This window comes from Burkholderia sp. IMCC1007 (genome assembly GCF_027257875.1).
In the GTDB taxonomy this organism is placed as follows: Bacteria; Pseudomonadota; Gammaproteobacteria; order Burkholderiales; family Burkholderiaceae; genus Burkholderia.
In genome coordinates, this window is record NZ_JAPVQY010000060.1 from 25,747 (window position 1) to 49,127 (window position 23,381).

Consider the following 23,381-nt stretch of genomic DNA (forward strand, 5'->3'; position numbering starts at 1 on the left):
TGCGGAATCGGGGTGGTGGGCCGGGATGGCGCGCGATGCTTCAGTGCGCGGGCGTCAGCGTCGTCCGGTGGCGGCGATACAGCGCGAAGGTCGCGAGCAGCGCGCACACCGCGGCGAGGCTCATCCAGTAGCCCGGCGCGGCCTTGTCGCCGGTCATGTGGATCAGCGCGGTCGAGATCGCGGGCGTGAAGCCGCCGAACACGGCGGTGGCGAGGCTGTACGCGAGCGAGAAGCCCGCCACGCGCACTTCCACCGGCATCACTTCCGCCAGCGCGACGATCATCGCGCCGTTGTAGATCCCGTACATGAACGACAGCCACAGCAGCACCAGCAGCATGTTGACGAACGACGGCGCGTGCGCGAGCAGCGACAGCGCCGGGTACGCGGTCGCGATCGCGAGCACGGTCATGCCGACGAGCAGCGGCCGGCGGCCGATGCGGTCCGACAGCGCACCGCCGATCGGCAGCCAGATGAAGTTCGATACGCCCACGCACAGCGTGACGAGCAGGCTGTCGGCGGTACTCAGGTGCAGGACCGTCTTGCCGAAGGTCGGCGCGTAGACCGTGATCAGGTAGAAGCTCGTGGTGGTCATCGCGACCAGCATCATGCCGGCGATCACGACGCCCCAGTTGCGTGCCAGCGTACCGAACACTTCCTTCATGCCCGGCCGATGCCGGCGCGCGGTGTATTCCTGCGTTTCCTCCAGCTTGCGGCGCAGCATGAAGATGAACGGCACGATCGTGCAGCCGACGAAGAACGGCACGCGCCATCCCCACGACGCGATGGCCGACGCACTGAGCCACTGATTGAGCGCGAAGCCGATGCCGGCCGCGACGACGATCGCGACCTGCTGGCTGGCGGACTGCCAGCTCGTGAAGAAACCCTTGCGGCCGGGGGTAGCCATTTCGGCGAGATAGACCGACACGCCGCCGAGCTCGGCGCCCGCCGAGAAGCCCTGCAGCAGTCGCCCGAGCAGCACGAGCGCGGGTGCGAGCAGGCCGATCGTCGCGTAGCCCGGGACGAACGCGATCAGGATGGTGCCGCTCGCCATGATGGCCAGCGTGACGATCAGGCCCTTGCGACGGCCGACCTCGTCGATGTATGCGCCCAGCACGATCGCGCCCAGCGGCCGCATCAGGAAGCCGGCGCCGAACACGGCGAACGTCATCATCAACGATGCGAACTCGCTGGCGGCGGGGAAGAATACGGCGGAGATCTGTGTCGCGTAGAAGCCGAACAGGAAGAAGTCGAACTGCTCGAGGAAGTTACCGGCCGTCACGCGGAATACCGCGGCGGCCTTCGAACGTCCGGTCGGAAGGCTGGGGGAGGGGTGCATCAGGGTGTCTCCAGGAAATCGGAAAAATGCGCGAGGCAGCGGTTGATTGTCGTTTGCGCAATGTTCGCCCGGAGACGTTGAAACGATAAGTGCGATTTTTGGAAGAATTGATGCTGTGGGATTATCAATCAGGCGCCGCGCGCGGGGCCGGATCGCGGCACTTGGCGAGGCCAGCCCTGACGACCAATACGAGCGTCGCCCGGCGGGTCGCTGATCCCGCGCACGCAAAAAAGCCCCGCTTGCGCGGGGCGTGTCGGCTAATACACCGGCAAATCGTGAATGCTCAAAGGCGCGGATCGCGCGCGCGCGGGTCGTTCAGGTCCTCGGTCGGGTCCGTCAGCCCGAGCTCGTCGCCGGCGCTCCAGTACGGCGTGCTGCCGTAGTACTCGTGCAGCGGCTGGGCCCATTGCGGGTCCGCCATCGCCGGCCAGTGATCCTTGTCGAAGCCCGGCGCGTTGCGGATCCGCTCGGACGATACCGACAGCAGGAAGCACTTGCGTTCGGTATCGAGCGTGAGCGCGCTCCATGGAATCGCGAGCAGCTTGTCGCCGATGCCGAGCAGGCCGCCGCTCGACAGCACGGCATACGCGACGCGGCCCGAGCGTACGTCGAGCATGATGTCCTTGATCTTCCCGACGTCGTCGCCATCGGTCGTATAGACCTTGTTGCCTTCCAGCGTGTCGGCCGCCATCACGTCCGGGCCGGGGCCGGCTGCGGTCGCGGCGCCCTTGCCGACGATGCGGGTCTGTCCTTGATCGGGAGTCTGCATGGTTGTCCTCCTGGCTGCATGGAGCGCGACCTTGCCCGGAGCGGGCGGTCGCGCGGGTTATCGGGGCGAAGCGGGAATCGCTCCGTCACGTCTGCTTCGGTTGCGACACGCCTTCCAGCGTGTCCGCGATGTCGTCGCGCGCCGGGCCGGCCGTGCGCGTCGCGATGTCCGCGAGCGACAGCATGCCGACGAGGCGCCTGTCGTGATCGACGACGGGCAGCCGGCGCAACTGCGCGTCGGCCATGTAGTGCTGGATCTCGTCCAGCGAATCGTCCTCGAAACACCATTCGATCGGGCCCGACGCCACCTCGTGCACGCGCGTTTCGGGCGGCTTGCCGGCCGAGATCGCGCGCACCGCGAGGTCGCGGTCGGTGAGCATCCCGATCAGCCGGTTGTTGTCGCACACGGGCAGCGCGCCGATGTCGTAGCGCTCCATCAGTTGTGCTGCATGACGGATTGAATCGGTCGGCGCGATGCGCACGACGTCCTGCGACATGATTTCGTTGACGCGATGCATGAAGCTCTCCTTATGGGTTGAATGCGGGCCGTCGGGTTCAGCGCGCGTTCAGGTTCAGCAAGCGGCGTGCCGTGCGTGCCGCATGCGCGCTTGCGGCGTCACCGCGCTCACCGCGCTCACCGCGCTCACTCCGCTCACTCCGCTCACCGCGCTCACTCCGCTCACTCCGCTCACTCCGCTCACTCGTCGCGGCGTTTCGCCGGGTCCTGCCACGGGCCGTCGTCGTGCGTGCCCGGGGGCGTGTCGGGCTCGATCCGCGTGACGCCGCCGGTCGCGGGCGGGTCGCTTGCCGGAAACGTGTCCTCGAGCTGCTTGTCGATGTGCCGCTCCGAGTGGCGCGTCTTCGTATGGTCCTGGTCCTTCAGCGGCGGCGACTGATCGCGCTGCGGCGCGTCCGACGGCGTGGCTTTGCCGGACCGGGTCGAATCCTTCATGGCGAGGCTCCGTATCGGTGACGATGACGGGCCTGATGTCGCAACCGGCGTGCCCATAGTGGGCGACGGCACACGACTTGCCGCAGCGCGGGTAATGACAACGTGCGCTGTGCGATGAAGCGCCGCGCCACACGCAATCACACGGGAGGCACGATGACGATTCCGAAACGGCGGCCAGGCGTGCGTTACGAAGTCAACGTATGCGGCGGCGGATTCGATTCGGTGAAGAGCCACTTCAGCGCATGGAAACAGGAGCCGCTGATCTACCGGCCCGATCGCCGGATGTTCGAGGGCAAGAACGACGTGCGGCCGCTGGACGAGACGTTCTCATCGACCGAGCGCGCGCGTTTCGCGCTGCAGCGCGCGTGCGATCCGGGCGACTCGTATGCGCTCGCGGCGCGGGTGCGCGACGACGGCCGCGAGCTGTGGCTCGTGATGGCGGCCTACGACGTCTAGCGTGATGCGATTGAAAGTTTTGCAGCGCGCGGTGTAGCGAAGGCATGGCGCACCGGATCGCCGGATGCAGGCGCGGGTGCCTGCCGCGCCGCCGGACGGCACACGGCTTGCGGACCGTTACGGTACAGCCGCGCACGCGGTGCAGGACGATCTCGTCAGGACAACGCAACGACCGAAAGCTCATGCAGATCAAACCCGACCCCACTGCGTCGCTGCACCGGCCCGAGCCGCCGGTGCCCGACGTCGAACCGGACCCGACGCCCGAGCCGGACCAGGTGCCGCCCGGGATGCCCGAGCCGTTTCGCGATCCGGAGGGCGACCCGCCCGAGCGCCGGCCGCCGGAGCGCGAGCCGCCGGACGAACCGCCGTCACGGGCGCCGCCGATCCATACCGCTGACGGGCGTCGCACGCGCGGCGTTCGTCACATCACATCACAGGAGGGCCCACGATGAGTATCCGCGTGAAACCCGGCATGTTGCGCGACGTCGCCGAGACGCTCGGCCGTCATTTCGAGGCGCGTGCGATGCCGTTCCATGTCGAGGAGCAGCCGGCCGGCGCGTTGCATATCGGCTTTCGCGTCGACGGCCATCCGGCGTCGCTCACGGTGACGTTCGACGACGACGCGTTTGCCGCGCTCGAACGCGCCGGGATCGAGCAGCAGCGCGGCGCGCTGACGCGTGTCGCGGCCGAATTCGACGCGATGATGGCGCGTCGCGCGCCGACTGCGTATGCGGGGGATTTTCATTTCAACCGGCTATGAGCCGTGCCGCATCGGCCGGCCCGCCGCCGACTCCATCCAGACTCCAGGGAGGCATCCGATGAAACCGATCCAGACGATCCGCGTGGGCGTGTGTGCATTCGCGGCCGCATGCGCGCTGGGCGCATGCACGCAACCGCAGTCACCCTACGGCTCGCGTGGTGCGCCGCCGGCACCGCCCGACGGCCACGGCGCGTCGCCGACCACGACGATGCCGGACGCGAACACGCGCTACGACACGCGCCCGTCGCCGCACAACATGATGCCGCCGGGCGCGACCGGCGGCGAGACGGCCGACGTGCCGCCGCCGGGGCCGAACGGCGCGCAGGACGCGCCGAGCAACGCCAAGCCGATGCCGGGCACGCCGCCGCTAATGCAGTACTGACGCGCGACGGGGCATGCGCCGCATCGATCCCGTTCAACGACGCGCCGGAGGGCCGCGATGGCGAACCCGCACGAACACCTGGAAGACTGGCTGCGCGACGCGTATGCGATGGAGCGCGAGGCCGCGACGCTGCTCGACGCGCAGATCGCGCGCGTCGGCCACTACCCGCTGCTGCAGGATCGCCTGCGCATGCATCGGGAGGACACGCGCGCGCAGCAGGCGCTCGTCGAAGCGTGCCTGCAGCGGCTCGGCACGGTGCCGTCCGCGTTGAAGGACTTCGCGGCGCACGTCGCGGCATACGGTCAGGCGGCGAGCGCGATGCTCGCGAGCGACGAGGTCGTGAAGGCCGCGATGGCCACCTATGCGTTCGAGCAGGTCGAGATCGCCGCGTACACCGCGCTCGTTGCGGCCGCTGGAGCAGCCGGCGAGGACGAGATTCGTGCGTGCTGCGAACGGATCCTGCAGCAGGAGCGCGACATGGCGGCGTGGCTGTTGCGCCATCTGCCGGAGCTGACCGTCGCGTTTCTCGACCGCTCGGCCGTCGATCGGACCGACGCGAAAGGCTGACCGCCGCGCGTGCGCAGCAGCGTCGACGCACCCCGTTTCGCGACCGGCCGAGCTGCGCGAATTCCGTGCCCCGAACTTCCCGGCGCTTGTAAAAAAGCGGCTTCCGACACCGTCGATAACGGGGCGCCAACGCGCGAGAGCCGCGCGGGACAGGGCTCGGCGGGACTGGCATGCATGCTGCTTGATAGGGGCATACGAATTCGCACACACCCCATCAGGAGAGCATCGATGTCCGTCACGCTTGCGCTGCAGATGCGACAGCATCTGGCACTCACGCCGAGGCTCCAGCAGTCGCTTCGTCTGCTGCAGTTGTCTTCGCTCGAATTCCAGCAGGAATTGCGGCAGGCGCTCGACTCGAATCCATTTCTCGAAGACGGGCAGGCCGACGACGAAGTCGCCGTCGAGACGCCCGAACCCACGGCCGAAGCCGCCGCGCCCGAGGCGCCCGCCGAGCACGACGAGGTGCGCCCGCCGGACGGCGACGTGTCGTACACGGCCGCGCCCGCACCGCGCGGCGCGGGCCGCCAGGGCGAGGACGGCGGCGAGCTGTCGCCCGGCGAATGGATGGCGGCCGAGCCGTCGCTGAACCAGGCGCTGCACGATGCGCTGCGACTCTATCCGCTGAACCGGCGCGATCGCGAAGCGGCGCGCCTCGTGATCGACGCGCTCGACGATGACGGCTACCTGCGCCAGGAACTGGCCGAGCTGCGGGCCGCGGCAGACCCCGCATTACTGCTGTCGGAACAGGATCTGTCGGTCGCGCTGCGGCTCGTGCAGATGCTCGATCGCCCCGGCATCGCCGCGCGCTCGCTGTCCGAATGCCTGACGCTGCAGCTCAACGCGATTCCCGCCGGCACGCCTGCGCTCGCGGAAGCGAAGGTGATCGCGCGCGAGCATCTGGAACGCCTCGCACGGCGCGAGACGGCCGAGATCCAGCGGCGCGTCGGCTGCAGCCAGCAGACGATGCAGGCCGCGTGCGCGCTGGTGCGCGGGCTCGATCCGCGCCCCGGCAATCACTATGGCAGCACGCGCGGCGACTACGTGGTGCCGGACGTGATCGTGCGGCAGGTGCGCGACGAATGGATCGTGACGATCAACCCGGCCGTGCTGCCGCGTGCGCGGCTGCACGAACGCTACGCGACGCTGTTCGCGCAGTCGAGCGGCGAGCGCGATTCGCCGCTCGGCCAGCAGCTGCAGGAAGCGCGCTGGCTGATCCGCAACGTGCAGAAGCGCTTCGACACGATCCAGCGCGTCGGCGAATGCATCGTCGCGCGGCAGCGCGACTTCTTCCGCTACGGCGAGATCGCGATGAAGCCGCTCGTGCTGCGCGACATCGCCGAGGAGCTCGACCTGCACGAATCGACCGTGTCGCGCGCGACGGGCAACAAATACATGGCCACGCCGCACGGCACGTTCGAATTCAAGCACTTCTTCCCGCGCAAGCTGGAGGCCGCCGGCAAGGGCGTGTGTTCGGCGTCGGCCGCGAAGGTGCTGATCCGCGACATGATCGCGGGCGAACGGCACGACGATCCGCTGTCCGACGTCGCGCTCGCGCAGAACCTCGCGGGGCGCGGCATCCTTCTTGCGCGTCGTACCGTGACCAAGTACCGCCAGGCGATGAAGATTCCGCCGGCCGAACTCCGGCGGCGCGACGCCGCATGACGGTGCTCCCGGTCGATCTGCGCGCCGGCCGCGTGTCGCGAGTCGCGCGCATCAACGAAAGGAGGAAATCATGCCAGCGAAATCCCAGGCGCAGCAGCGCGCCGCGGGGGCCGCCCTGTCGGCCAAGCGCGGTGATACGAAAATGAAGGACCTGAAACCGCCGTCGAAATCGATGGCCAAGTCGATGAGCGAGAAGGAGCTCGAGAAAATGGCCTCGACGCCGACCCACGGCAAACCCAAGCACAAGCACGATTCTTGACCGCACGCGACGGGCGCCCGCGGCCACTGTTCTCCAGGAGGAATTCATGCTTCGATATGCCATCATCTTCTTCGTCATCGCGATCATCGCCGCCGTGTTCGGCTTCGGCGGCATTGCGGCCGGTGCGGCCGAGATCGCCAAGATCCTGTTCTACATCTTCGTCGTGATCTTCCTGGTCACGCTGGTGCTGGGAGTCGTGCGCCGATGACGGTGTCGCCCGACCGTTCGCAGCGCATCGCCGAACTCGAGCATGCGCTCGCGAACGGGTTTCCGTCGGAGTCGACCGTCGTCGTGCACGCGGACGACGCTTCCGGACGACTGACGATCCAGGTGTCGTGGGTGCGCGTGCCGGCCGATGAAAGCGCGCGCCAGTGGCGCTGCGTGGTCGACCTGCACTTTCATCCGGACGTGCTCGCGCGCTATGCGGCGCTCGACGCGTCCGACCGGTTGCGCGTGCGCACCCGCCTGTGCGACCTCGCACGGCGCGCGGTGGACGAGCACAAGCCGCGCGTCGAGGACGCCGAGATCGAATGCAGCGTCGAGCTCGACGTGACCGACCTCGAACTCGACCGCGCGTTGCGCGCGCCCTGACGCCCGCCGACCCCGCCACGCGCGTTCCCCGCGGCGCCCGCCGCGCCGCGCGCGTGCTTTCCGTGCCGGGCGGCCGCGCGCGTTGCCGCATGGCCCCCGGCGCCCGTCTTCACCGAACCGAAACGAGGACTCGCCGATGACGACTCCCCCGCAATCCCGCCCAGCGCAACCCGCCCCGCAGTCGACCGACAGCGCGAAATCGCGCCAGCTCGACGAGCATCGCGTGCATCCCGCGGGCGAGGCATTGCGCACCAACCAGGGCGTGCGCATTGCCGACAACCAGAACACGCTGCGCGCCGGCGCGCGTGGTCCGTCGCTGCTCGAAGACTTCATCATGCGCGAGAAGATCACGCACTTCGATCACGAACGGATTCCCGAACGCGTCGTGCATGCGCGCGGCTCGGCCGCGCACGGCGTGTTTCGCGTGTACGAGTCGATGGCCGACTACACGAAGGCCGCCTTCCTGCAGGACCCGGCCGCCGAAACGCCGGTGTACGCGCGCTTCTCGACCGTGCAGGGTCCGCGCGGCTCCGCCGACACGGTGCGCGACGTGCGCGGCTTCGCGGTGAAGTTCTATACCGAAGAAGGCAACTACGATCTCGTCGGCAACAACATGCCGGTGTTCTTCATCCAGGACGCGATCAAGTTCCCCGACTTCGTGCACGCGGTGAAGCCCGAGGCGCCGAACGAGATGCCGACCGGCGCGTCCGCGCACGACACGTTCTGGGACTTCGTGTCGCTCGTGCCGGAAACCACGCACACCGTGCTGTGGCTGATGTCCGACCGTGCGCTGCCCGCGAGCTATCGCGCGATGGACGGCTTCGGCGTGCACACGTTCCGCTTCGTGAACGCGGCCGGCGCCGAGCATTTCGTGAAGTTCCACTGGCGGCCGGTAAGCGGCGCGTATTCGCTGCTGTGGGACGAGGCGCAGCGCATCGCCGGGCACGACCCCGATTTCAACCGCCGCGATCTGTGGATGGCGATCGAGCGCGGCGACTATCCGGAGTTCGAGCTCGGCGTGCAGCTGATCGATCCGGCCGACGCGCACACGTTCGGCTTCGACCTGCTCGACCCAACCAAGCTCGTGCCGGAGGAACGCGTGCCGGTGCGCCCGATCGGCCGGATGACGCTGAATCGCAACCCGGACAATTTCTTCGCGGAGACCGAGCAGGTCGCGTTTCATCCGGGCCATGTGGTGCCGGGCATCGACTTCACGAACGACCCGCTGCTGCAGGGGCGGCTCTTTTCGTACACGGACACGCAACTGAGCCGGCTCGGCGGCCCGAACTTCCACGAGTTGCCGATCAACCGGCCGGTGTGCCCGTTCGCGAACAACCAGCGCGACGCGATGCACCGGCAGACGATCGCGGCGGGCCAAGCGTCGTACGAGCCCAATTCGCTGAACGGCGGCTGGCCGCGCGAGACGCCGTCCGCGCCGTCCGGCGGCGGCTTCGAGACCGTGCACGAGCCGCTCGAAGGCGCCAAGGTGCGCGTGCGCAGCGAATCGTTCGCCGACCATTTCTCGCAGCCGGCGCTGTTCTACCAGAGCATGACCGAGATCGAGCAGCGGCATATCCGCGACGCGTACTGCTTCGAGCTCGGCAAGGTGACGAAGCCGGAGATTCGCGCGCGCGTGGTCAACGAGATCATCGCGCGCTTCGACGCGGGGCTCGCCGCGCAGGTGGCCGAACGGCTCGGGTTGCCGGTGCCGCAGGCGGCGGCCACGCCGGCCGTCGCGCAGCGCTCGCCCGCGTTGAGCCTGATCGGCCGCTCGAAGCCCGGCATGCGGTCGCGCAAGATCGCGCTCATCGCGACGCCCGGCGCGAACCAGGCGCTCGTCGAGCAGGTGCGCAGCGCGCTCGCGGCCGCGCACGCTGTGCCGACGCTCGTCGCGCCGACCCTCGCGCCGATCGGCAGCATCGTGCCGCAGGCGACGCTCGCCGGGATGCCGTCGGTGATGTTCGACGCGGTGTTCGTGTGCGGCGGCGACGGCGACGGGCGCGATCTCGCGCACAGCGCGGACGCGCGGCACTTCGTGCGCGAGGCGTTCAAGCACCTGAAGCCGATTGCGGCGGTCGGCTCCGGGCGGCAGTTGTTGAGCGCCGCGCATCTGCCGGATCCGGCGGAAGGCGTATGCGTCGGGCACGCGGCCGATCTCGACGCGGTGCTCGGCGCGTTGTCGGACGAACTCGGCCGGCATCGGGTGTGGGCGCGCGAGCAGCAGGCGGCCGAGCTGCCGGCCTAGCGCGAGCCGCTATTGACGTCGTACCGCGCGCGCGCCGTCCGGCGGGCGCGCATTCGGCAAGGAGGAACAGCATGGCACCGCGGATGATATGGAAAGGCGCGATCAGTTTCGGGCTCGTTCACGTGCCGGTGCAGCTGTTCCCGGCGACGCGCACCGTGAAGCCGTCGTTCCGGATGCTCGACAAGCGCTCGATGGACCCGATCGGCTATCGGCAGATCAACAAGCGCACCGGCAAGGAAGTGACGCGCGAGGACATCGTGCGCGGCTACGAGTACGAGAAGGAGCGCTACGTCGTGCTGACTGACGACGAAATCCGCGCGGCGAACCCGGAATCGACGCAGACGGTCGACATCCTGACGTTCGTCGACGAGGACGCGGTGTCGTTCCTCTATCTCGACACGCCGTACTACCTCGTGCCGGATCGCAAGGGCGAGAAGGTCTATGCGCTGCTGCGCGACGCGCTGAAGGACAGCGGCAAGATCGGTATCGCGCTCGTGGTGATGCGCGACCGCCAGCATCTGGGCGCGCTGATTCCAGTCGGGCCGATGCTCGCGCTCGACACGCTGCGCTGGCAGGAGGAATTGCGGCCGCTCGACGAGCTGTCGGTGCCGCCCGACGACGCGAAGCGCGTGGGCGTCACCGCGCGCGAGCTCGGGATGGCGAAGAAGCTGATCGACGACATGTCCGGCAAATGGACGCCGGACGAATATCACGACACGTTCCGCGACGACATTCTCGAGCTGGTCGAGCGCAAGGTGCGCGCGGGCAAGATCGAGGAGATCGAGGACCGGCCCGCCCAGACGGCCCGCACGCCGACCAACGTGGTCGACCTTACCGAGCTGCTCAAGCGCAGCCTGAAGGGCGGTGCCGGCGCGCGTGCGGCCGACCTGCGAGCCGAGCGGGACGAAGAGGAGGACCAAGCATCTGAATCGTCTTCGTCTTCGTCGTCGCGCGGCGGCGCACGCCGCAAGCCGGCGTCGAAAACCGCATCGAAAGGCGCGGCGACGAAGACGGCGGCGAAGCGTCCGGCCGCGAAGCGCGGCGCGACGGGCGAGCACGCGACGAAGAAGCCCGCCGCGCGCCGCAAGCATGCGGCCTGACGCCGATTACGGCGATTCCCGTTGATTCAGCTGATTTCGTTGATTCCGATGAGGTGACGCGATGGCCGGCAAGCTCGATCCGTATCGCCGCAAACGCCATTTCGACGCGACGCCCGAGCCCGAAGGCGCGCACGGGAAGCGCCGCGGGAAGGCGGCCGCGAAGCCGAGCGCCAAGACGGCCGCCGCGCGCGGCGGCCATCCGCTGCGCTTCGTGATCCAGGAGCATCATGCGCGGCGGCTGCACTACGACTTCCGGCTCGAACTCGACGGCACGCTGAAGTCGTGGGCCGTGCCGAAGGGGCCGAGCTTCGATCCGCAGGTGAAGCGGCTCGCGGTGCACGTCGAGGACCATCCGCTCGAATACGCGTCGTTCGAGGGCGAGATTCCCGCCGGGCATTACGGCGCGGGCTCGGTCATCGTGTGGGACGAAGGCACGTGGACACCCGACGGCGGTGTCGCCCATGCCCGCGAAGGCTATCGCGCGGGCAAGCTCACGTTCCGGCTCGACGGCCACAAGCTGCACGGCGGCTGGGCGCTCGTGCGCAGCGGGCGGCAGGAAGGGCGCCAGGAGCAATGGCTGCTGATCAAGGAGCGCGACGACGACGCGCGCAGCGCGGACGAATTCGACGTGGTCGGCGAGCGGCCGGGCAGCGTGCATGACGGCGCACCTGCGTCGGCGCGTGCGGACGCGGACGGCGGTTCTACTCGCGCGCGCGGTTCGCCGCGCGGCCGGGGCGGCAAGGCAGCCCCTGCTCGCAAACGCGGTGCGCGCGCCGGGCGGCACGACGGCCACGATCACGATGCCGATGCCGATGCCGATGCCGGCGCGAGCGCGCCCGCCGACCCGTCCGAGGTCGACGGCGCCGTGCGTGCACCGCTGCCCGAGCGCATCGCGCCGCAGCTCGCGACGCTGGTCGACGCGCCGCCGACGCATGCCGGCTGGTGCTATGAACTCAAGTTCGACGGTTACCGGATGCTCGCGCGCATTGCGGGGAAGGGCACGCGGCGGCGCGTCACGCTGATGACGCGCGAAGGGCGCGACTGGACCGCGAAGATGCGCGCGCAGCGCGACGCACTCGCGGCGCTCGACGTCGACGACGCATGGCTCGACGGCGAGGCCGTCGTGCTCGGATCGAACGGGTTGCCCAACTTCCAGGCGCTGCAGAACGCACTCGGCGCCGGACGATCGGACGAGGTCACGCTGTTCCTGTTCGATCTGCCCTATCTCGACGGTTATGACCTGCGCGACGCGCCGCTCACCGCGCGCCGCGCGCTGCTCGAACCGCTGCTGGCCGACAGCGACCCCGCGCGGCTGCGCTTCTCGCCCGATCTCGGCGACGACGTCGCGTCGCTGATCGCGAGCGCGTGCGACACCGGGCTCGAAGGGCTGATCGGCAAGCGCGCCGATTCGCGGTATCGCGCCGGCCGTTCGCCTGCGTGGATCAAGCTCAAATGCCGGCGCCGGCAGGAGTTCGTGATCGGCGGCTATACCGAGCCGTCCGGCAGCCGCAGCGGCTTCGGCGCGTTGCTGCTCGGCGTGCATGAACCGTCGGGCAGCGGCAAGCGAACGCGCGGCCCGGGGCCGCTGCGCTACGTCGGCCGCGTCGGCACGGGCTTCGATACGCGGATGCTCGACAAGCTCGCGGCGATCCTGCGCAAGCACGAGCGCGCGACGACGCCGTTCGAGCCAGCGCCGCGCGAGCGCTCGCGCACGCCGGTGCACTGGATCGAGCCGACGCTCGTCGCCGAATGCGAATTCGCGGAATGGACCGGCGACGGCATCGTGCGGCAGGCCGCGTTCATCGCGCTGCGCGAGGACAAGCCTGCGTCGCAGATCGTGCGCGAAGTACCCAAGCATACGGAAACCACGGAAACGGAGGCGTCGATGGATCAGCGTCAGACCACGCACCACGGCAAGCGCGAGCACGCATCGCGCACGGCTCGCGACACGGACGATCGCAAGACCCACACACGTGCGCGCTCGTCCACGCGCGCCGCGGCGGACGATAGCGGCCCCGACCAGCTCGGCCGCGTACGCATCACGCATCCCGAGCGCGTGATCGATCCGCAGAGCGGCACGCGCAAGATCGATCTCGCGCGCTACTGGCAATGGGTCGCGCCGTGGCTGCTGAAGGACCTGAAGGGGCGCCCGGTATCGCTCGTGCGCGCGCCGGGCGACATCGGCGGCGAGCTGTTCTTCCAGAAGCATGCGGAGCGCCGCGAGCTTCCGTTCGTTACGCGGCACGAAGGGCTGGATCCCGGCCACGGCGCGCTGCTGTCGCTCGACAGCGTCGACGCGCTGCTCGGCGCCGCGCAGATGGGCACGATCGAGCTGCATACGTGGAACGCGCACGCGTCGAACATCGAGCGGCCGGACCGCATCGTGTTCGACCTCGATCCCGATCCCGCGCTGCCATGGAGCACGATGATCGAGGCCGCGCAAATGGTGCGCGGGCTCCTCGACGAACTGGGGCTCGTATCGTTCTGCAAGACGAGCGGCGGCAAGGGGCTGCACGTCGTCGTGCCGATCACGCGGCATGCGGGCTGGGACGACATGAAGGACTTCTCGCGCGCGCTCGCGCAGCATGCGGCCGGCGCGCTGCCCGAGCGCTTCACCGCGACGATGGGCGCGCGTCACCGGCGCGGCAAGATCTTCATCGACTATCTGAGGAACGGTCGCGGCGCGAGCACGATCGCCGCGTACTCGGTGCGCGCGCGCCCCGGGATGGGCGTGTCGGTGCCGCTGCGCTGGGACGAGCTGCCCGACACCACCAGCGGCGCGCAATGGACGATCGACACGCTGCACGAGCGTCTCGACCGGCTGAAACGCGACCCGTGGGAGGACTATGAGAGCACGCGCCAGCGGGTCACCGCGCAGATGCGCGCGCGGCTCGGCCAGTCCTGACCGGTTCAGCGCCGGTGCTGCTGCAGCCGGTGATACCAGTCCATCAGCGGCGTGGCCGACACGCCGTGCGCGATCACCGATGCCGACACGACCGCCAGCACCGGCGCCGCGAGCGGGCGCACCACCGTCGACGGCCCGTGTTCGAGCGCGAACAGCAGGTAGTAGAACGAGCCGATCCCGCGGATCCCGAACCACGCCATCAGCCGCCGCTGCGCATGCGTCGCGCGCGAACCGGTGAGCGTCGCGAGCACCGCGACCGGCCGAACGACCGCGAACAGCAGCACGGCCAGCGCCACCGCGCCCCACGTGACGAGCGGCGTCGGCAGCGTGCCGAGCACGCTGCCGATCATCGTCATCACCAGCGCCTCGGCGATCCGTTCGAGTTCGATCGTGAAGTCCAGCACCGATTCGGCCATGAACGCGTGCACCTTCTTCGGATCGGTCGCGACCACGTCTTCCGAATCGATCGGCCCGAGCACGTCGCGCGGCCGGCGGTCGCCGCTCGCGCGATGCTCGACGCGGCGCATCGCGACGCCCGCGGCGAACGTCGCGATGAAGCCGAACGTGTGCGCGAGTTGCGCCGCGCCGAACGACAGCACGATCAGTGCGAGCGCGAAGAAGCCTTCGAAGCCGAGCGCCTGCGCGTAACGCGTGCGCAGCCAGGCGATCGCCGTCGTCGTCGCCGCGCCCAGCACGCCGCCGATCGCCACCGCGCCCACGATGCCCCATAGCGCGGTCAGCGCGAACCCGGCCGACAGCGGCGGCAGCCCGTGCGTCGCGTTGCCTGCGCCGCACAGCGCGAGGCCCGCGAGCGCGAACGGCAGCGCGATCCCGTCGTTCATCCCGCCTTCGCCGGACAGCGCGAAGCGCAGCAGGTCGCGATCGCCGGGATCGTGAACCTGCACGTCGTGCGCGAGCACCGGATCGGTCGGCGCGAGGATCGCCGCGAGCAGCAGCGCGGGGCCCCAGCCGAGCCCCAGCACGAGCACCGCGCACACGGCGAGCAGCGGCACCGTCGCGATCATCGCGAGCAGACCGAGCCGGCACGGCACGAGCCACAGTTTGTCGGACAGCGGCACGCGCAGCCGCAGCCCGATCGCGAACAGCGACACCAGCAGCGCGACTTCGACGATCGCGCGCAGCAGCGGCGCGTCGCGCTCGAGGTCCAGGTGCAGCAGCGCGGCGCCGGACGGGCCGAGCGCGACGCCGAGCACCAGATAGATCATCGCGGTGCTGCAAGGCAGGTGGCGCAGCGCGGTCGTCGCGACGCCCATGCCCATCAGTACCGCGCCGATGATGAGATACCACTGGGTTTCATGCATGCGAGCAGGTGAATCAGGTGAATCAGGTGAATCAGGTGAATCAGGTGAAGCGGGTGGAGCAGGTAGCAGGCGGAGCAAATCGGTCGGGAACGCGCGTGCGCCGTCACGGCTTGCGCCCGAACGCCTCGCGCAGTTTGCGCTTCGCGCGTTCGAGCGTCGCGCGGCGGGTCTTCGGCAGGTTGCGGCCCGCGCGGTTCACATAGAAGTTCAGCATCGACATCGCCGACTGGAACGGCGACGCCTTGCGGCGTCGGCTGTGTTCCGCCGAGCGTTTCAGCGACGCGGCGATCTCGCCCGGATCGTCGGACTTGAAGATGTCCGGCTCGAGGTCGAGGGCATCGCTTTTTTGCATGACTTCGCCGGACCAGCGCCGGCCGTGGGCCGGGTGGGCGCTGCGTGTGCGGCCGGGGCGTCGCGTCGCGCGTTTGCCGTGCGAGCGGGAGGTGGAAGCGGAGGGCATTGCGGGGGCTCCGTAGGGGTTCGGGAACACCCGCGTGCGCGCCGCAAGTCGCGTGCCACGCATCGTTGACGGCACAGGGCTTGCTGAAAGGTACGGGCAGGAAATGCCACAGCCTCACTTCTATCGAGGGAGAACACTTCATGAAGCCATCAACCGAATCGAAATTTGCCGCGCATCGTGTCGTTGCGTGCGCGGTCGTCGCGCTCGTCGCGGCCGCGCCGGCCGCGTGGGCCCAGAACTCGCAGCGGCCGGGCGAAGGCACCGGCGCGCCCATCCTGTCGCCGCCGGATACGTCGGGACAGGGAACCGGCAGCGGCATGTCGAACGGCAATATGTCCGGCGGCAGCGCGTCCAGCGGCGGCAAGTCCAGCGGCGGCATGTCCAGCGGCAGCATGTCCAACGGCAGCATGTCCAACGGCAGCATGTCCAACGGCAATATGTCGAACGACAGCATGACCAACGGCAATACCTCGACGCCGTCGGCCGGCAGCATGCACTCGCACCGAAAGCATCCGCGCACCAGCGCACACCATACGAAGCCGGGCGGCGGCCCGAACGGCGCCGGGACGGGCGGTAGCGGCGGCAGCGCCAATACCGGCGGCGGCGCCGGCATGAGTGGCAGCGGCTCCGGCAGCGGCGGCATGAACAGCAGCGGCTCCGGCGGCACCGGTATGAGCGGCAGCGGCTCCGGCAGCGCCGGGATGGGCGGCGTGGGCGCGGGGGCGGCCGGTACCGGCGCGGGCGCCGGCAACGGCCGCTCGCCGGGCGCGACGGGCTCGGGCGGCGGCGGAGCGGGCGGCACCGGCAGCGCCGGCTCCAGCGGTTATTGACGACGACCGTGTCGCGCTGGGGCTGCCCGGCGCGACACGATGGCGCGTGTTGACTCGTACTCGGCACGCCGCCGCCACGCAGGAGAACATCATGCAATCGAATCCCCGGATCTCATCCGACGACATCGAACCCGACACCGACACGGTCGATACCGACGACTTCGACACGACCGTCCATCTCGATGCCGACACCGGCAGGATCACGTTTCATGCGGCGTGGGCGATGGGCCCCGATACACCGCGCGGCGCTGCCCGGCATTCCGTCGTGCTCGCGCTCGACTGCGACACGATGGAGCGCTACGCGGACCTAGACGAAGGCACGCGCATGCGGGTGCATACGATGCTGCACGACAGCGTGCAGGACATGCTCGCCGCACTGCCCGACCTCGATGACGACGTGACGCTGACCATCGAACTGACCGATGCGATGCTTGATGTGGCGAGCCGTCTCCAGTGAGCGCCAGCGACCGCGTGGCTCGTGCAGCGGCGTGAGGCGGGGCTTGCTCCACCCGCGCCGGCGCACCCGTGCCCCCGTGCCAAGCCCGCCTGGGGGCGGGGCGTTACGCGAGGCTACTTACATCCCGTTGAAATCTTTGCAGACGCATGGCGGCGTGACAGCGCATCGACACGGCATCGCGGGGTACCGCCCCGGTTCAATGCGTGATTTGGCGGTCTTCCGGTCGCGTCCGTCTATCGGGCGTCGCACTTGCGAGGCCGCAACGCAGCACCCGGCATGCCGATTGCTCAGCGACGGGCACGGCACGACCGGTGCCGCAACTCAGAGGGAGAGAACCATGACCGGCAAGCTGGATCATTGCAGGATAGCGATTCTCGCGGTGGACGGCTTCGAGGAAGCCGAGCTCGTCGAGCCGCAGCGTGCGCTCGCGGCCGAAGGCGCGCAGGTCGACGTGATTTCGCAGAAGGGTGGCGAGATCCAGGGGTTCAGGCATGTCGACAAGGGCGAGCGCGTGAAGGTCGACCATACCTTCGACGATGCGCGCGAAGGCGACTACGACGCGATCGTGCTGCCCGGCGGCGTGATCAACGGCGACGCGATCCGGATGCTGCGGGCCGCGCGCGAATTCGTGACCGCGGCCGTCGGCGCCGGCAAGCCGATCGCCGCGATCTGCCACGGCGGCTGGCTGCTCGTGTCGTCCGGGCTCGTCGAAGGACGTACGATGACGAGCTGGCCGAGCCTGCAGGACGACATCCGCAACGCGGGCGGCAAGTGGGTCGACCAGGAAGTCGTGCGCGACGGCAACCTGATCACGAGCCGCAAGCCCGACGATCTGCCCGCCTTCAACGGCGCGCTCGTGCAGTGCCTCGCGTCTAAGCCGACGGGGGCGTGACGCGATGCCGGCCGATCCCGTTCGTCGCGTGAAGCTGGCCGACGATCCGCCCGAATTCGACGGTGCGGCGCTGCAAATGCGTTTCGTCGTCGATGTCGACGGCCAGCCGCAAGCCTGCGCGATCACCGTCGAGGCACTCGAGGATCATTTCGGCGCGCGTTCCGCCCTCGAAGCCGACTTGCGCGACGCGTTCGAGCGCGGTCGTGCGCGGATCGAGGCCGCATGCGCCGAAGTGCTCGCCGACGGTAAGGGCGGCGTGGAGCTGCACAGCGGCTATTTCCGGGTACGCGACAGTGCGGCGGGTGATGCTGCGCGCGCAGGTCTCATACGCTCGCGCCGGTCCTGATTCCTGGCCCTTTTTAGTGCCTGCGCGCCGCGTTACACGCCGTTGAAAAGTTTGCAGCGGCCCGCGCGCGGCGCGTGGTGACAGATCGCGCCACGGGTCGGCTGCAGCTAGAACCGCCCTTCGACGCAAGTTGGCACGGTCCGTGCATGTCTAGCCGTTTGTCGGCGCGCCTTTGCGCCGCATGTCGGCGCGATGCCGACCGCATCGCGATAACGTCAAAGGGGGAGACAAACATGCTGACCGCTCACGAATTTGCCGCGCTGTTCCTCGTGCATCTCGCACCGGAACAGATTCAGGCCGATCGCGAGGACATCGTCGCGCTCGTCGAACGCCAATTGATCGAGATGCGTCCAGACGGGTCGGGCGCGACCCGCCCCGCGCTGACCGCCGACGGGCTTTCGGTGGTGCAGTGCGTGCAGCGGCACAGCCGCCATCACTACGGCGGGCCCGACGCGTGACGCCGACGCGCGCCGGACGGCTCACCGTCCGGCCGCCTGCCGTCCGGCCGCGGCGTCCGCATCGCCGCCGCCGGCTTCGGATTCAGTGCGCGATCGCGACCGATTCGTTGACTTGCACGACCGGTGCATTGCCGTCGAACGGCGGCGCGTGCAGGAAACGGTCGATCACGCCCGGCTCGAACAGCAGACAGTAGGTCGAGCCGCCGAACTGGAAATAGCCGATCTCTTCGCCCTTGTCGATGCGCTGTCCCGGCACGACTTCGATCACGCACGACGATACGTCGCCCATGCCGACGAACACCGCGGCCACCGTGCCGATCCCCGGATCGTCGCTCGCGATCGCGACGACCGCGCGCGCCGCGATCGCCGTCATGTAGCCCTGCGAGTCGTTGAGGCCGGCAGGGTCCGGGCCTTCGGCTTCGGCGACCGAGTAGTAGGTGCCGTCCACGCGGTACGCGTGCGTGACGACGCCGCGCACCGGCGCGTGCCAGCGGTGATAGTTGTACGCGCTCAGATACGCCTGGTACAGGTCGCCGCCGACGAAGCGCTCGGCGAGCGGCAGCCGGGCCGGTGTGAAGATGTCGCGCAGCGAATAGGGCTGGCCCTTGATCCAGAACTTGTCGCGCAGCTTCACGTTCGACTCCGTGTGATACGGCGCCGCTTCGCATGCGCTGACGATCACGTGCGAATCGTCGGGCGCCGCCACCGGCCGCGCCCCCGCGCGAAAGCGCCGCGTGAAGAAGTCGTTCCACGAATTGAAGCCCCAGTGCGGCTGGTCCTCCTGATATTCGAACTGTGACAGCCCGAGGCGCTCGCGCGCTTCGTCGCAGAACCAGCCGTCGGGCGCCGCCGTGTCGAGGTGCGTGCGCGAATGCGGGCCGCCGAGAAAGTCGCACCACACGTTCAGCACCTGCTTCAGATGCGCATTCACAGTTGCGTCGCGAAACACCGCGTGGCCCGACGGCATGCACATCGGCCAGTCGAGGAATGCGTTCACCGGACATACGATCAGACTCGATTCGCTGAACGGCGGCGTATAGGTCATCAGGTGGTCGATCACCGTCATCAACTCGCCGATCGATGCGTAGCCGAGCGTGCGGCCCGCGTCGCGCGCTTCGTCGATCGCGCGCGTGAGGCTCATGCGCAGCACCGCGTTTTCGTCGAACAGTCGCGCCAGTTCCTGCACGGCCGGCGTGCGCAGTCGTTCGCCGGCATGCGCGCGCGCTTCGTTCGCAATTTTTTCCCGGTATGCGGCCATATGCGATTCCTCGCTGGCCATCCATCCGCCGAGGCGATGGCGCGTGGCGGGCGGCGTGCTGCGGTGTGTCGGCATGGTCACCTCCGGAGTGTCAGGGTCCGGACGATTGAGCAAGGCGCTTGCCCGGCGGGCGGCACCCGAATTGCTGCGGCGAGTGCAGCACATTTCTTTCGATCACACAGGAGAGGGCACATGAACGCAGATTCAAATGCGCGACAGGCGAATGACGCGGCGTCGAGCGACGAGCGCGGCGGCGAACAGCGGACCGTGGCGCCGACTCGCACGCGGGCTCGGGTGCGGGCTGCGACGTCGTCGCGGCACGGTGGGCGCAGAGCCGAGCGTAGCGGCGGGAACGGGCCGATTACGACCAGCAGCGACGAAGATACCGGCAAGCCGCTTTGGGAGGACGACAGCGGGGAGACGCCGCCGGAGGAGTGGTCGTGACGGGAGGGTGGCGGCGCGGGGCGTTCGCGGTGTGGTGACGGTTGGGGGCGTGGTTGCGGGTTGGCCAACCGGCCGGTGTTGCGATACCGGCAGCATTGCGCAGTAAGATGCGGCTCATCTGGCAACGCGCGGCAAGCCGGAAGGCGGGCTGCCTTACGTCAATTCGAAGCGGGACGGAAGGCCGGGTTCACGTGCTTTTTGGCAAACGTACCGAGAATATCGTTTCCCTGGGATCGGAGCGCGCGTCGATTTGACCGCCATGTGCCTTGGCGATTTCGCTGGCGATGAACAGGCCGAGCCCTAGGCCGACGTCGTCGACCTTTCGTGTCGGCCGATCTTCCCCCCGCTGGAGCGGATCGAAGATACGGGCCAGCGTGAGCCGGTCGATGGCCGGCCCGTTATTGCCGATCTCGATAAGCACGTCCGAGTTGGTCACCGTGGCCACCACCCGCACCGGTGTGTCGGGTGTCCCATACTTGACGGCGTTGTCGAGCAGATTGCTTAGCAACTGCTGAATGCGCTGATCATCCCAATCGCCGTGCAGATCCCCGCTTACGTCGATGCTGATTTCGCGGTCTGGATGGGCCGCCTGCAATTCATCAACGACGTCCGCGAGCAGGTGTGCGAGATCGACGTTACGAGGCACGATGTGGATGCCAAGTCCGAGCTGGGTCCGATTGAAATCGCAGAGATCGTCGAGGAGGCCCTGCATCCGTCCACCGCTTCTGATCAGCCGCGCCGCAGCTTCCGAGACTTCCTCGCCCGCATTGAGCGCGGCAAGATAGGTCGCCGTCATCTGAATGGTCTGCAGCGGCGTGCGCATGTCGTGACCCAGCATGCCCAGCAACAAGTTGCGGGCATGCTCGACCTGATCGGTAAAAAAGGCGACGGATTCCGCCAGTGCTTGGTCGATCGCTTCGTTGAAGCGAATCATGTCGTCAAGATGAGGGGCGCTCGGCTGACACTCGTCGATCCACAAGCGCAACACGCTGGCGCGCAGCGCCCGATACTCGGCCGCCAGCTGATTGATGTTGAAGCCTCGACGGGCGCGCAGAATGGCATGCGTTTGCGCGGCCGTTTCCGTGGCATTCACCGGCTCGGGCGCATGCCCGAGCGATTTTTCGTGTTGCTCTTCCCGTGTTTGCGGGGTCGCTATGTCCTTGGCTATGGCAGTCAGGATCCCGCGCGCGTGATCGCGTAGCGCGCGCGAGTCCATGTCTCTCGATGCCGGTAACAGCGTGGCAGCGAACGCTTCCCACCGCACCAGGATCGCCTCCATGTTCTGAACGATGTAGTCAGCTAGACGCATGTCGCCCCTCATGACGGAATGACCGGTGGATGCTGCTGTCATATTGCACGATATCACGTGAATAGCGGGGTTCGGAGGCGACTATGTCGAATGGGGCATGGAGCGTGTTTGGCGCGTGCTGATCACCTTGCGTCGCTCCCGAGTGGACGAGCGGTCGCACACCCGGGTTCAGTCACGCGATGAAGATCGCCGGCTCCGGGGGCAGCGTGAGGCCGTGCTGGTAGTGCGGCCGCACGTGGTGCCATACCGTACGCTCGTCGTCATTCGCGCGACACGACGGCTCGACCAGATCAGCGGCTTTGAGCAGCGCAAACACCGAGCGCATATGGCGCCGCAAGAGCCGGGCCGGTGAGGGTGCTTCCGGGTCACGATCGGGTGGGAACTGGCAGTGCGGGCAGGTTTCTTTGTATTCGCGGTCGACGGCCGCTTTATGGTGATCGGGCCATTTTTGGCCCGGTCGGGTCAAAAATGGCCCGCTTAATTCTTTTTGTTTTCAAGGGGTTGAATTTGAGCGGGCCAAAAATGGCCCGAAATAGCGGCCAAAAAAACGGTTTTTGCCGTCACGGCGTTGTCTTCTCTCGAGTAAATGCGCCTTGAGACGGCGCTAAAGCCTTGATAGTCAAGGCTCAAGATGTTTGCGTGTCTGTGCTGGCATGGAGCTTGCAGTAGCTATGGCGCCGTCACCGATGGCAACACGGTCCGAGGGCCGTGTCGATTCCAACAACAAGGACAGCATTCATGCCGACTCCCGCTTATATCAGCATCCAGGGCAAGACCCAGGGCCACATCACGCAGGGCGCTTTCACCCCCGACTCGGTGGGCAACGTGTACCAGGAAGGCCACGAAGATCAGATTCTGGTCCAGGAAATCGAACATCTGATCGCGACGCCGACCGATCCGCAAAGCGGTCAGCCGTCGGGCCAGCGCGTGCACAAGCCGTTCACGTTTACTTCTCCGCTGAACAAGGCCACGCCGCTGCTGTACCAGGCGCTGGCGGCAGGCGAGATGCTCCCCGAGGTGGAGGTGAAGTGGTATCGCACCTCCACCGAGGGCAAGCAGGAGCACTTCTTCACGACCAAGCTCGAAGACGCCACCATCGTCAACATCAACGCCGTGTTGCCGCATGCGCAGGACGCCAGCAAGGCCGAGTACACCCAACTGGTGAAGGTCTCGATGGCGTATCGCAAGATCACCTGGACGCACGCCATCGCCGGCACGGAAGCGTCGGACGACTGGCGCAAGCCGCAGGAAGCCTAAGCCCGGGCCTTTGCGCGGCCGGTGCATGCGCCGGCCGCGCTATCCGCATGTAGACCCACGGCTCGATCACGGGCCGGTAAGGAACGCTGATGGCGACTTCATCCGATCTGCGCTTTACCTTTGCTGTTGGTGACGAACCATTCGAGGTCGTCGAGTTCACGTTGCGTGAGGGGTTGTCCGAGACCTTCCTGTTGCAGGTCGAACTGGCCAGCCGTAACGCCGCGATCGACTTCGGACGGGTGCTCGACCACAACGGCCTGCTGACGATCTGGCAAGGCGCGCGGCCGGTGCGCTACGTGCATGGCACGGTGTCGTCGTTCGAGCAGGGGGACACCGGCTTCCGGCGCACGCGTTACTCGGCCGTG

29 protein-coding genes are annotated in these 23,381 nt (G+C 68.1%); 20 read left to right on the forward strand and 9 right to left on the reverse strand.

The genetic code is table 11. From position 1 onward, the window contains the following. Positions 1-40: 40 nt before the first annotated feature. The 4 genes from O1Q03_RS33175 to O1Q03_RS33190 all read right to left on the reverse strand — a co-directional run bounded on the left by O1Q03_RS33175 (position 41) and on the right by O1Q03_RS33190 (position 3,056). Entirely contained in the window at positions 41-1,336 is a 1,296-nt protein-coding gene (locus O1Q03_RS33175) for an MFS transporter (protein WP_269508955.1), read from the reverse strand. Positions 1,337-1,619: 283 nt separating this feature from the next. Continuing rightward, positions 1,620-2,105: a PRC-barrel domain-containing protein gene (locus O1Q03_RS33180; protein ID WP_269508957.1), complete on the reverse strand. Its 486-nt coding sequence runs from the start codon at positions 2,103-2,105 to the stop codon at positions 1,620-1,622. An 85-nt stretch (positions 2,106-2,190) separates the two neighbouring features. Beyond that, entirely contained in the window at positions 2,191-2,622 is a 432-nt protein-coding gene (locus tag O1Q03_RS33185) for a CBS domain-containing protein (protein WP_269508959.1), read from the reverse strand. Positions 2,623-2,801: 179 nt separating this feature from the next. After that, positions 2,802-3,056: a hypothetical protein gene (locus tag O1Q03_RS33190; RefSeq protein ID WP_269508961.1), complete on the reverse strand. Its 255-nt coding sequence runs from the start codon at positions 3,054-3,056 to the stop codon at positions 2,802-2,804. Between the two features lie 153 nt (positions 3,057-3,209). Here O1Q03_RS33190 and O1Q03_RS33195 point away from each other — a divergent pair, with 153 nt between their 5' ends. From O1Q03_RS33195 to ligD, 12 genes are all read left to right on the forward strand, one after another. Next, positions 3,210-3,512 (forward strand): hypothetical protein, encoded by a 303-nt coding sequence (locus O1Q03_RS33195; protein ID WP_269508963.1) that lies wholly within the window; start codon positions 3,210-3,212, stop codon positions 3,510-3,512. Positions 3,513-3,694: 182 nt separating this feature from the next. Then, positions 3,695-3,964 (forward strand): hypothetical protein, encoded by a 270-nt coding sequence (locus O1Q03_RS33200; protein WP_269508964.1) that lies wholly within the window; start codon positions 3,695-3,697, stop codon positions 3,962-3,964. Beyond that, positions 3,961-4,272, forward strand: a complete 312-nt coding sequence (locus O1Q03_RS33205) for a hypothetical protein (protein ID WP_269508966.1) — start codon at positions 3,961-3,963, stop codon at positions 4,270-4,272. The genes O1Q03_RS33200 and O1Q03_RS33205 overlap by 4 nt, the downstream gene beginning before the upstream one ends. Positions 4,273-4,330: 58 nt before the next feature. Next, complete coding sequence (locus O1Q03_RS33210) at positions 4,331-4,654, forward strand: hypothetical protein (protein WP_269508968.1); 324 nt, start codon at positions 4,331-4,333, stop codon at positions 4,652-4,654. Between the two features lie 57 nt (positions 4,655-4,711). Further along, on the forward strand, positions 4,712-5,221 hold the full coding sequence (locus O1Q03_RS33215; RefSeq protein WP_269508969.1) for a DUF892 family protein: 510 nt from the start codon (positions 4,712-4,714) through the stop codon (positions 5,219-5,221). A 228-nt stretch (positions 5,222-5,449) separates the two neighbouring features. Next, positions 5,450-6,883, forward strand: a complete 1,434-nt coding sequence (gene rpoN, locus O1Q03_RS33220; RefSeq protein WP_269508971.1) for an RNA polymerase factor sigma-54 — start codon at positions 5,450-5,452, stop codon at positions 6,881-6,883. Positions 6,884-6,953: 70 nt separating this feature from the next. Next, positions 6,954-7,142: a DUF3008 family protein gene (locus tag O1Q03_RS33225; protein WP_011879877.1), complete on the forward strand. Its 189-nt coding sequence runs from the start codon at positions 6,954-6,956 to the stop codon at positions 7,140-7,142. A gap of 46 nt (positions 7,143-7,188) precedes the next feature. Then, positions 7,189-7,350: a DUF1328 family protein gene (locus O1Q03_RS33230; RefSeq protein WP_269508974.1), complete on the forward strand. Its 162-nt coding sequence runs from the start codon at positions 7,189-7,191 to the stop codon at positions 7,348-7,350. Then, entirely contained in the window at positions 7,347-7,733 is a 387-nt protein-coding gene (locus O1Q03_RS33235; RefSeq protein ID WP_269508976.1) for a DUF3022 domain-containing protein, read from the forward strand. The genes O1Q03_RS33230 and O1Q03_RS33235 overlap by 4 nt, the downstream gene beginning before the upstream one ends. Before the next feature lie 136 nt (positions 7,734-7,869). After that, the gene (katE, locus tag O1Q03_RS33240) at positions 7,870-9,978 is read left to right on the forward strand and encodes a catalase HPII (protein ID WP_269508978.1); all 2,109 of its coding nucleotides are present in this window, start codon (positions 7,870-7,872) and stop codon (positions 9,976-9,978) included. A 71-nt stretch (positions 9,979-10,049) separates the two neighbouring features. Beyond that, complete coding sequence (gene ku, locus O1Q03_RS33245; protein ID WP_269508980.1) at positions 10,050-11,078, forward strand: non-homologous end joining protein Ku; 1,029 nt, start codon at positions 10,050-10,052, stop codon at positions 11,076-11,078. Positions 11,079-11,139: 61 nt separating this feature from the next. Continuing rightward, on the forward strand, positions 11,140-13,983 hold the full coding sequence (gene ligD, locus O1Q03_RS33250) for a DNA ligase D (RefSeq protein ID WP_269508983.1): 2,844 nt from the start codon (positions 11,140-11,142) through the stop codon (positions 13,981-13,983). A 5-nt stretch (positions 13,984-13,988) separates the two neighbouring features. Here the strand turns inward: ligD and O1Q03_RS33255 are convergent, their stop codons facing one another. Further along, positions 13,989-15,305: a cation:proton antiporter gene (locus O1Q03_RS33255; RefSeq protein ID WP_269508985.1), complete on the reverse strand. Its 1,317-nt coding sequence runs from the start codon at positions 15,303-15,305 to the stop codon at positions 13,989-13,991. 103 nt (positions 15,306-15,408) lie between these two features. After that, complete coding sequence (locus O1Q03_RS33260) at positions 15,409-15,765, reverse strand: DUF3175 domain-containing protein (protein WP_269509014.1); 357 nt, start codon at positions 15,763-15,765, stop codon at positions 15,409-15,411. A gap of 65 nt (positions 15,766-15,830) precedes the next feature. Between O1Q03_RS33260 and O1Q03_RS33265 the strand changes: the two genes are divergently transcribed. From O1Q03_RS33265 to O1Q03_RS33285, 5 genes are all read left to right on the forward strand, one after another. Beyond that, positions 15,831-16,595: a hypothetical protein gene (locus O1Q03_RS33265; RefSeq protein WP_269508987.1), complete on the forward strand. Its 765-nt coding sequence runs from the start codon at positions 15,831-15,833 to the stop codon at positions 16,593-16,595. A gap of 91 nt (positions 16,596-16,686) precedes the next feature. Beyond that, a complete protein-coding gene (locus O1Q03_RS33270) occupies positions 16,687-17,052 on the forward strand; it encodes a hypothetical protein (RefSeq protein ID WP_269508989.1) in 366 nt (121 codons plus the stop codon). 337 nt (positions 17,053-17,389) lie between these two features. Further along, positions 17,390-17,944, forward strand: a complete 555-nt coding sequence (locus O1Q03_RS33275) for a type 1 glutamine amidotransferase domain-containing protein (protein WP_269508991.1) — start codon at positions 17,390-17,392, stop codon at positions 17,942-17,944. Between the two features lie 4 nt (positions 17,945-17,948). After that, entirely contained in the window at positions 17,949-18,290 is a 342-nt protein-coding gene (locus tag O1Q03_RS33280; protein ID WP_269508993.1) for a DUF1488 domain-containing protein, read from the forward strand. A gap of 233 nt (positions 18,291-18,523) precedes the next feature. Beyond that, complete coding sequence (locus tag O1Q03_RS33285; RefSeq protein ID WP_269508995.1) at positions 18,524-18,748, forward strand: hypothetical protein; 225 nt, start codon at positions 18,524-18,526, stop codon at positions 18,746-18,748. An 82-nt stretch (positions 18,749-18,830) separates the two neighbouring features. Here O1Q03_RS33285 and O1Q03_RS33290 read toward each other — a convergent pair whose 3' ends face one another. Further along, positions 18,831-20,081, reverse strand: coding sequence for a phosphatidylserine decarboxylase family protein (locus O1Q03_RS33290; protein WP_269508997.1), 1,251 nt, complete (start codon positions 20,079-20,081; stop codon positions 18,831-18,833). A 117-nt stretch (positions 20,082-20,198) separates the two neighbouring features. Here O1Q03_RS33290 and O1Q03_RS33295 point away from each other — a divergent pair, with 117 nt between their 5' ends. Continuing rightward, positions 20,199-20,450 carry a hypothetical protein gene (locus O1Q03_RS33295; RefSeq protein WP_269508999.1) on the forward strand — a complete coding sequence of 84 codons (252 nt, stop codon included), beginning with the start codon at positions 20,199-20,201 and terminating at the stop codon, positions 20,448-20,450. A 187-nt stretch (positions 20,451-20,637) separates the two neighbouring features. On the opposite strand, the gene O1Q03_RS33300 is transcribed toward O1Q03_RS33295, so the two are convergent. Further along, entirely contained in the window at positions 20,638-21,759 is a 1,122-nt protein-coding gene (locus O1Q03_RS33300; protein ID WP_269509001.1) for a sensor histidine kinase, read from the reverse strand. Positions 21,760-21,931: 172 nt separating this feature from the next. Further along, a complete protein-coding gene (locus O1Q03_RS33305) occupies positions 21,932-22,084 on the reverse strand; it encodes a hypothetical protein (RefSeq protein WP_269509003.1) in 153 nt (50 codons plus the stop codon). 413 nt (positions 22,085-22,497) lie between these two features. Between O1Q03_RS33305 and O1Q03_RS33310 the strand changes: the two genes are divergently transcribed. Next, entirely contained in the window at positions 22,498-23,016 is a 519-nt protein-coding gene (locus O1Q03_RS33310; protein ID WP_269509005.1) for an Hcp family type VI secretion system effector, read from the forward strand. An 89-nt stretch (positions 23,017-23,105) separates the two neighbouring features. Continuing rightward, positions 23,106-23,381, forward strand: a 276-nt coding sequence (locus tag O1Q03_RS33315) for a contractile injection system protein, VgrG/Pvc8 family (RefSeq protein ID WP_269509007.1), incomplete at its 3' end; no start/stop codon positions are given.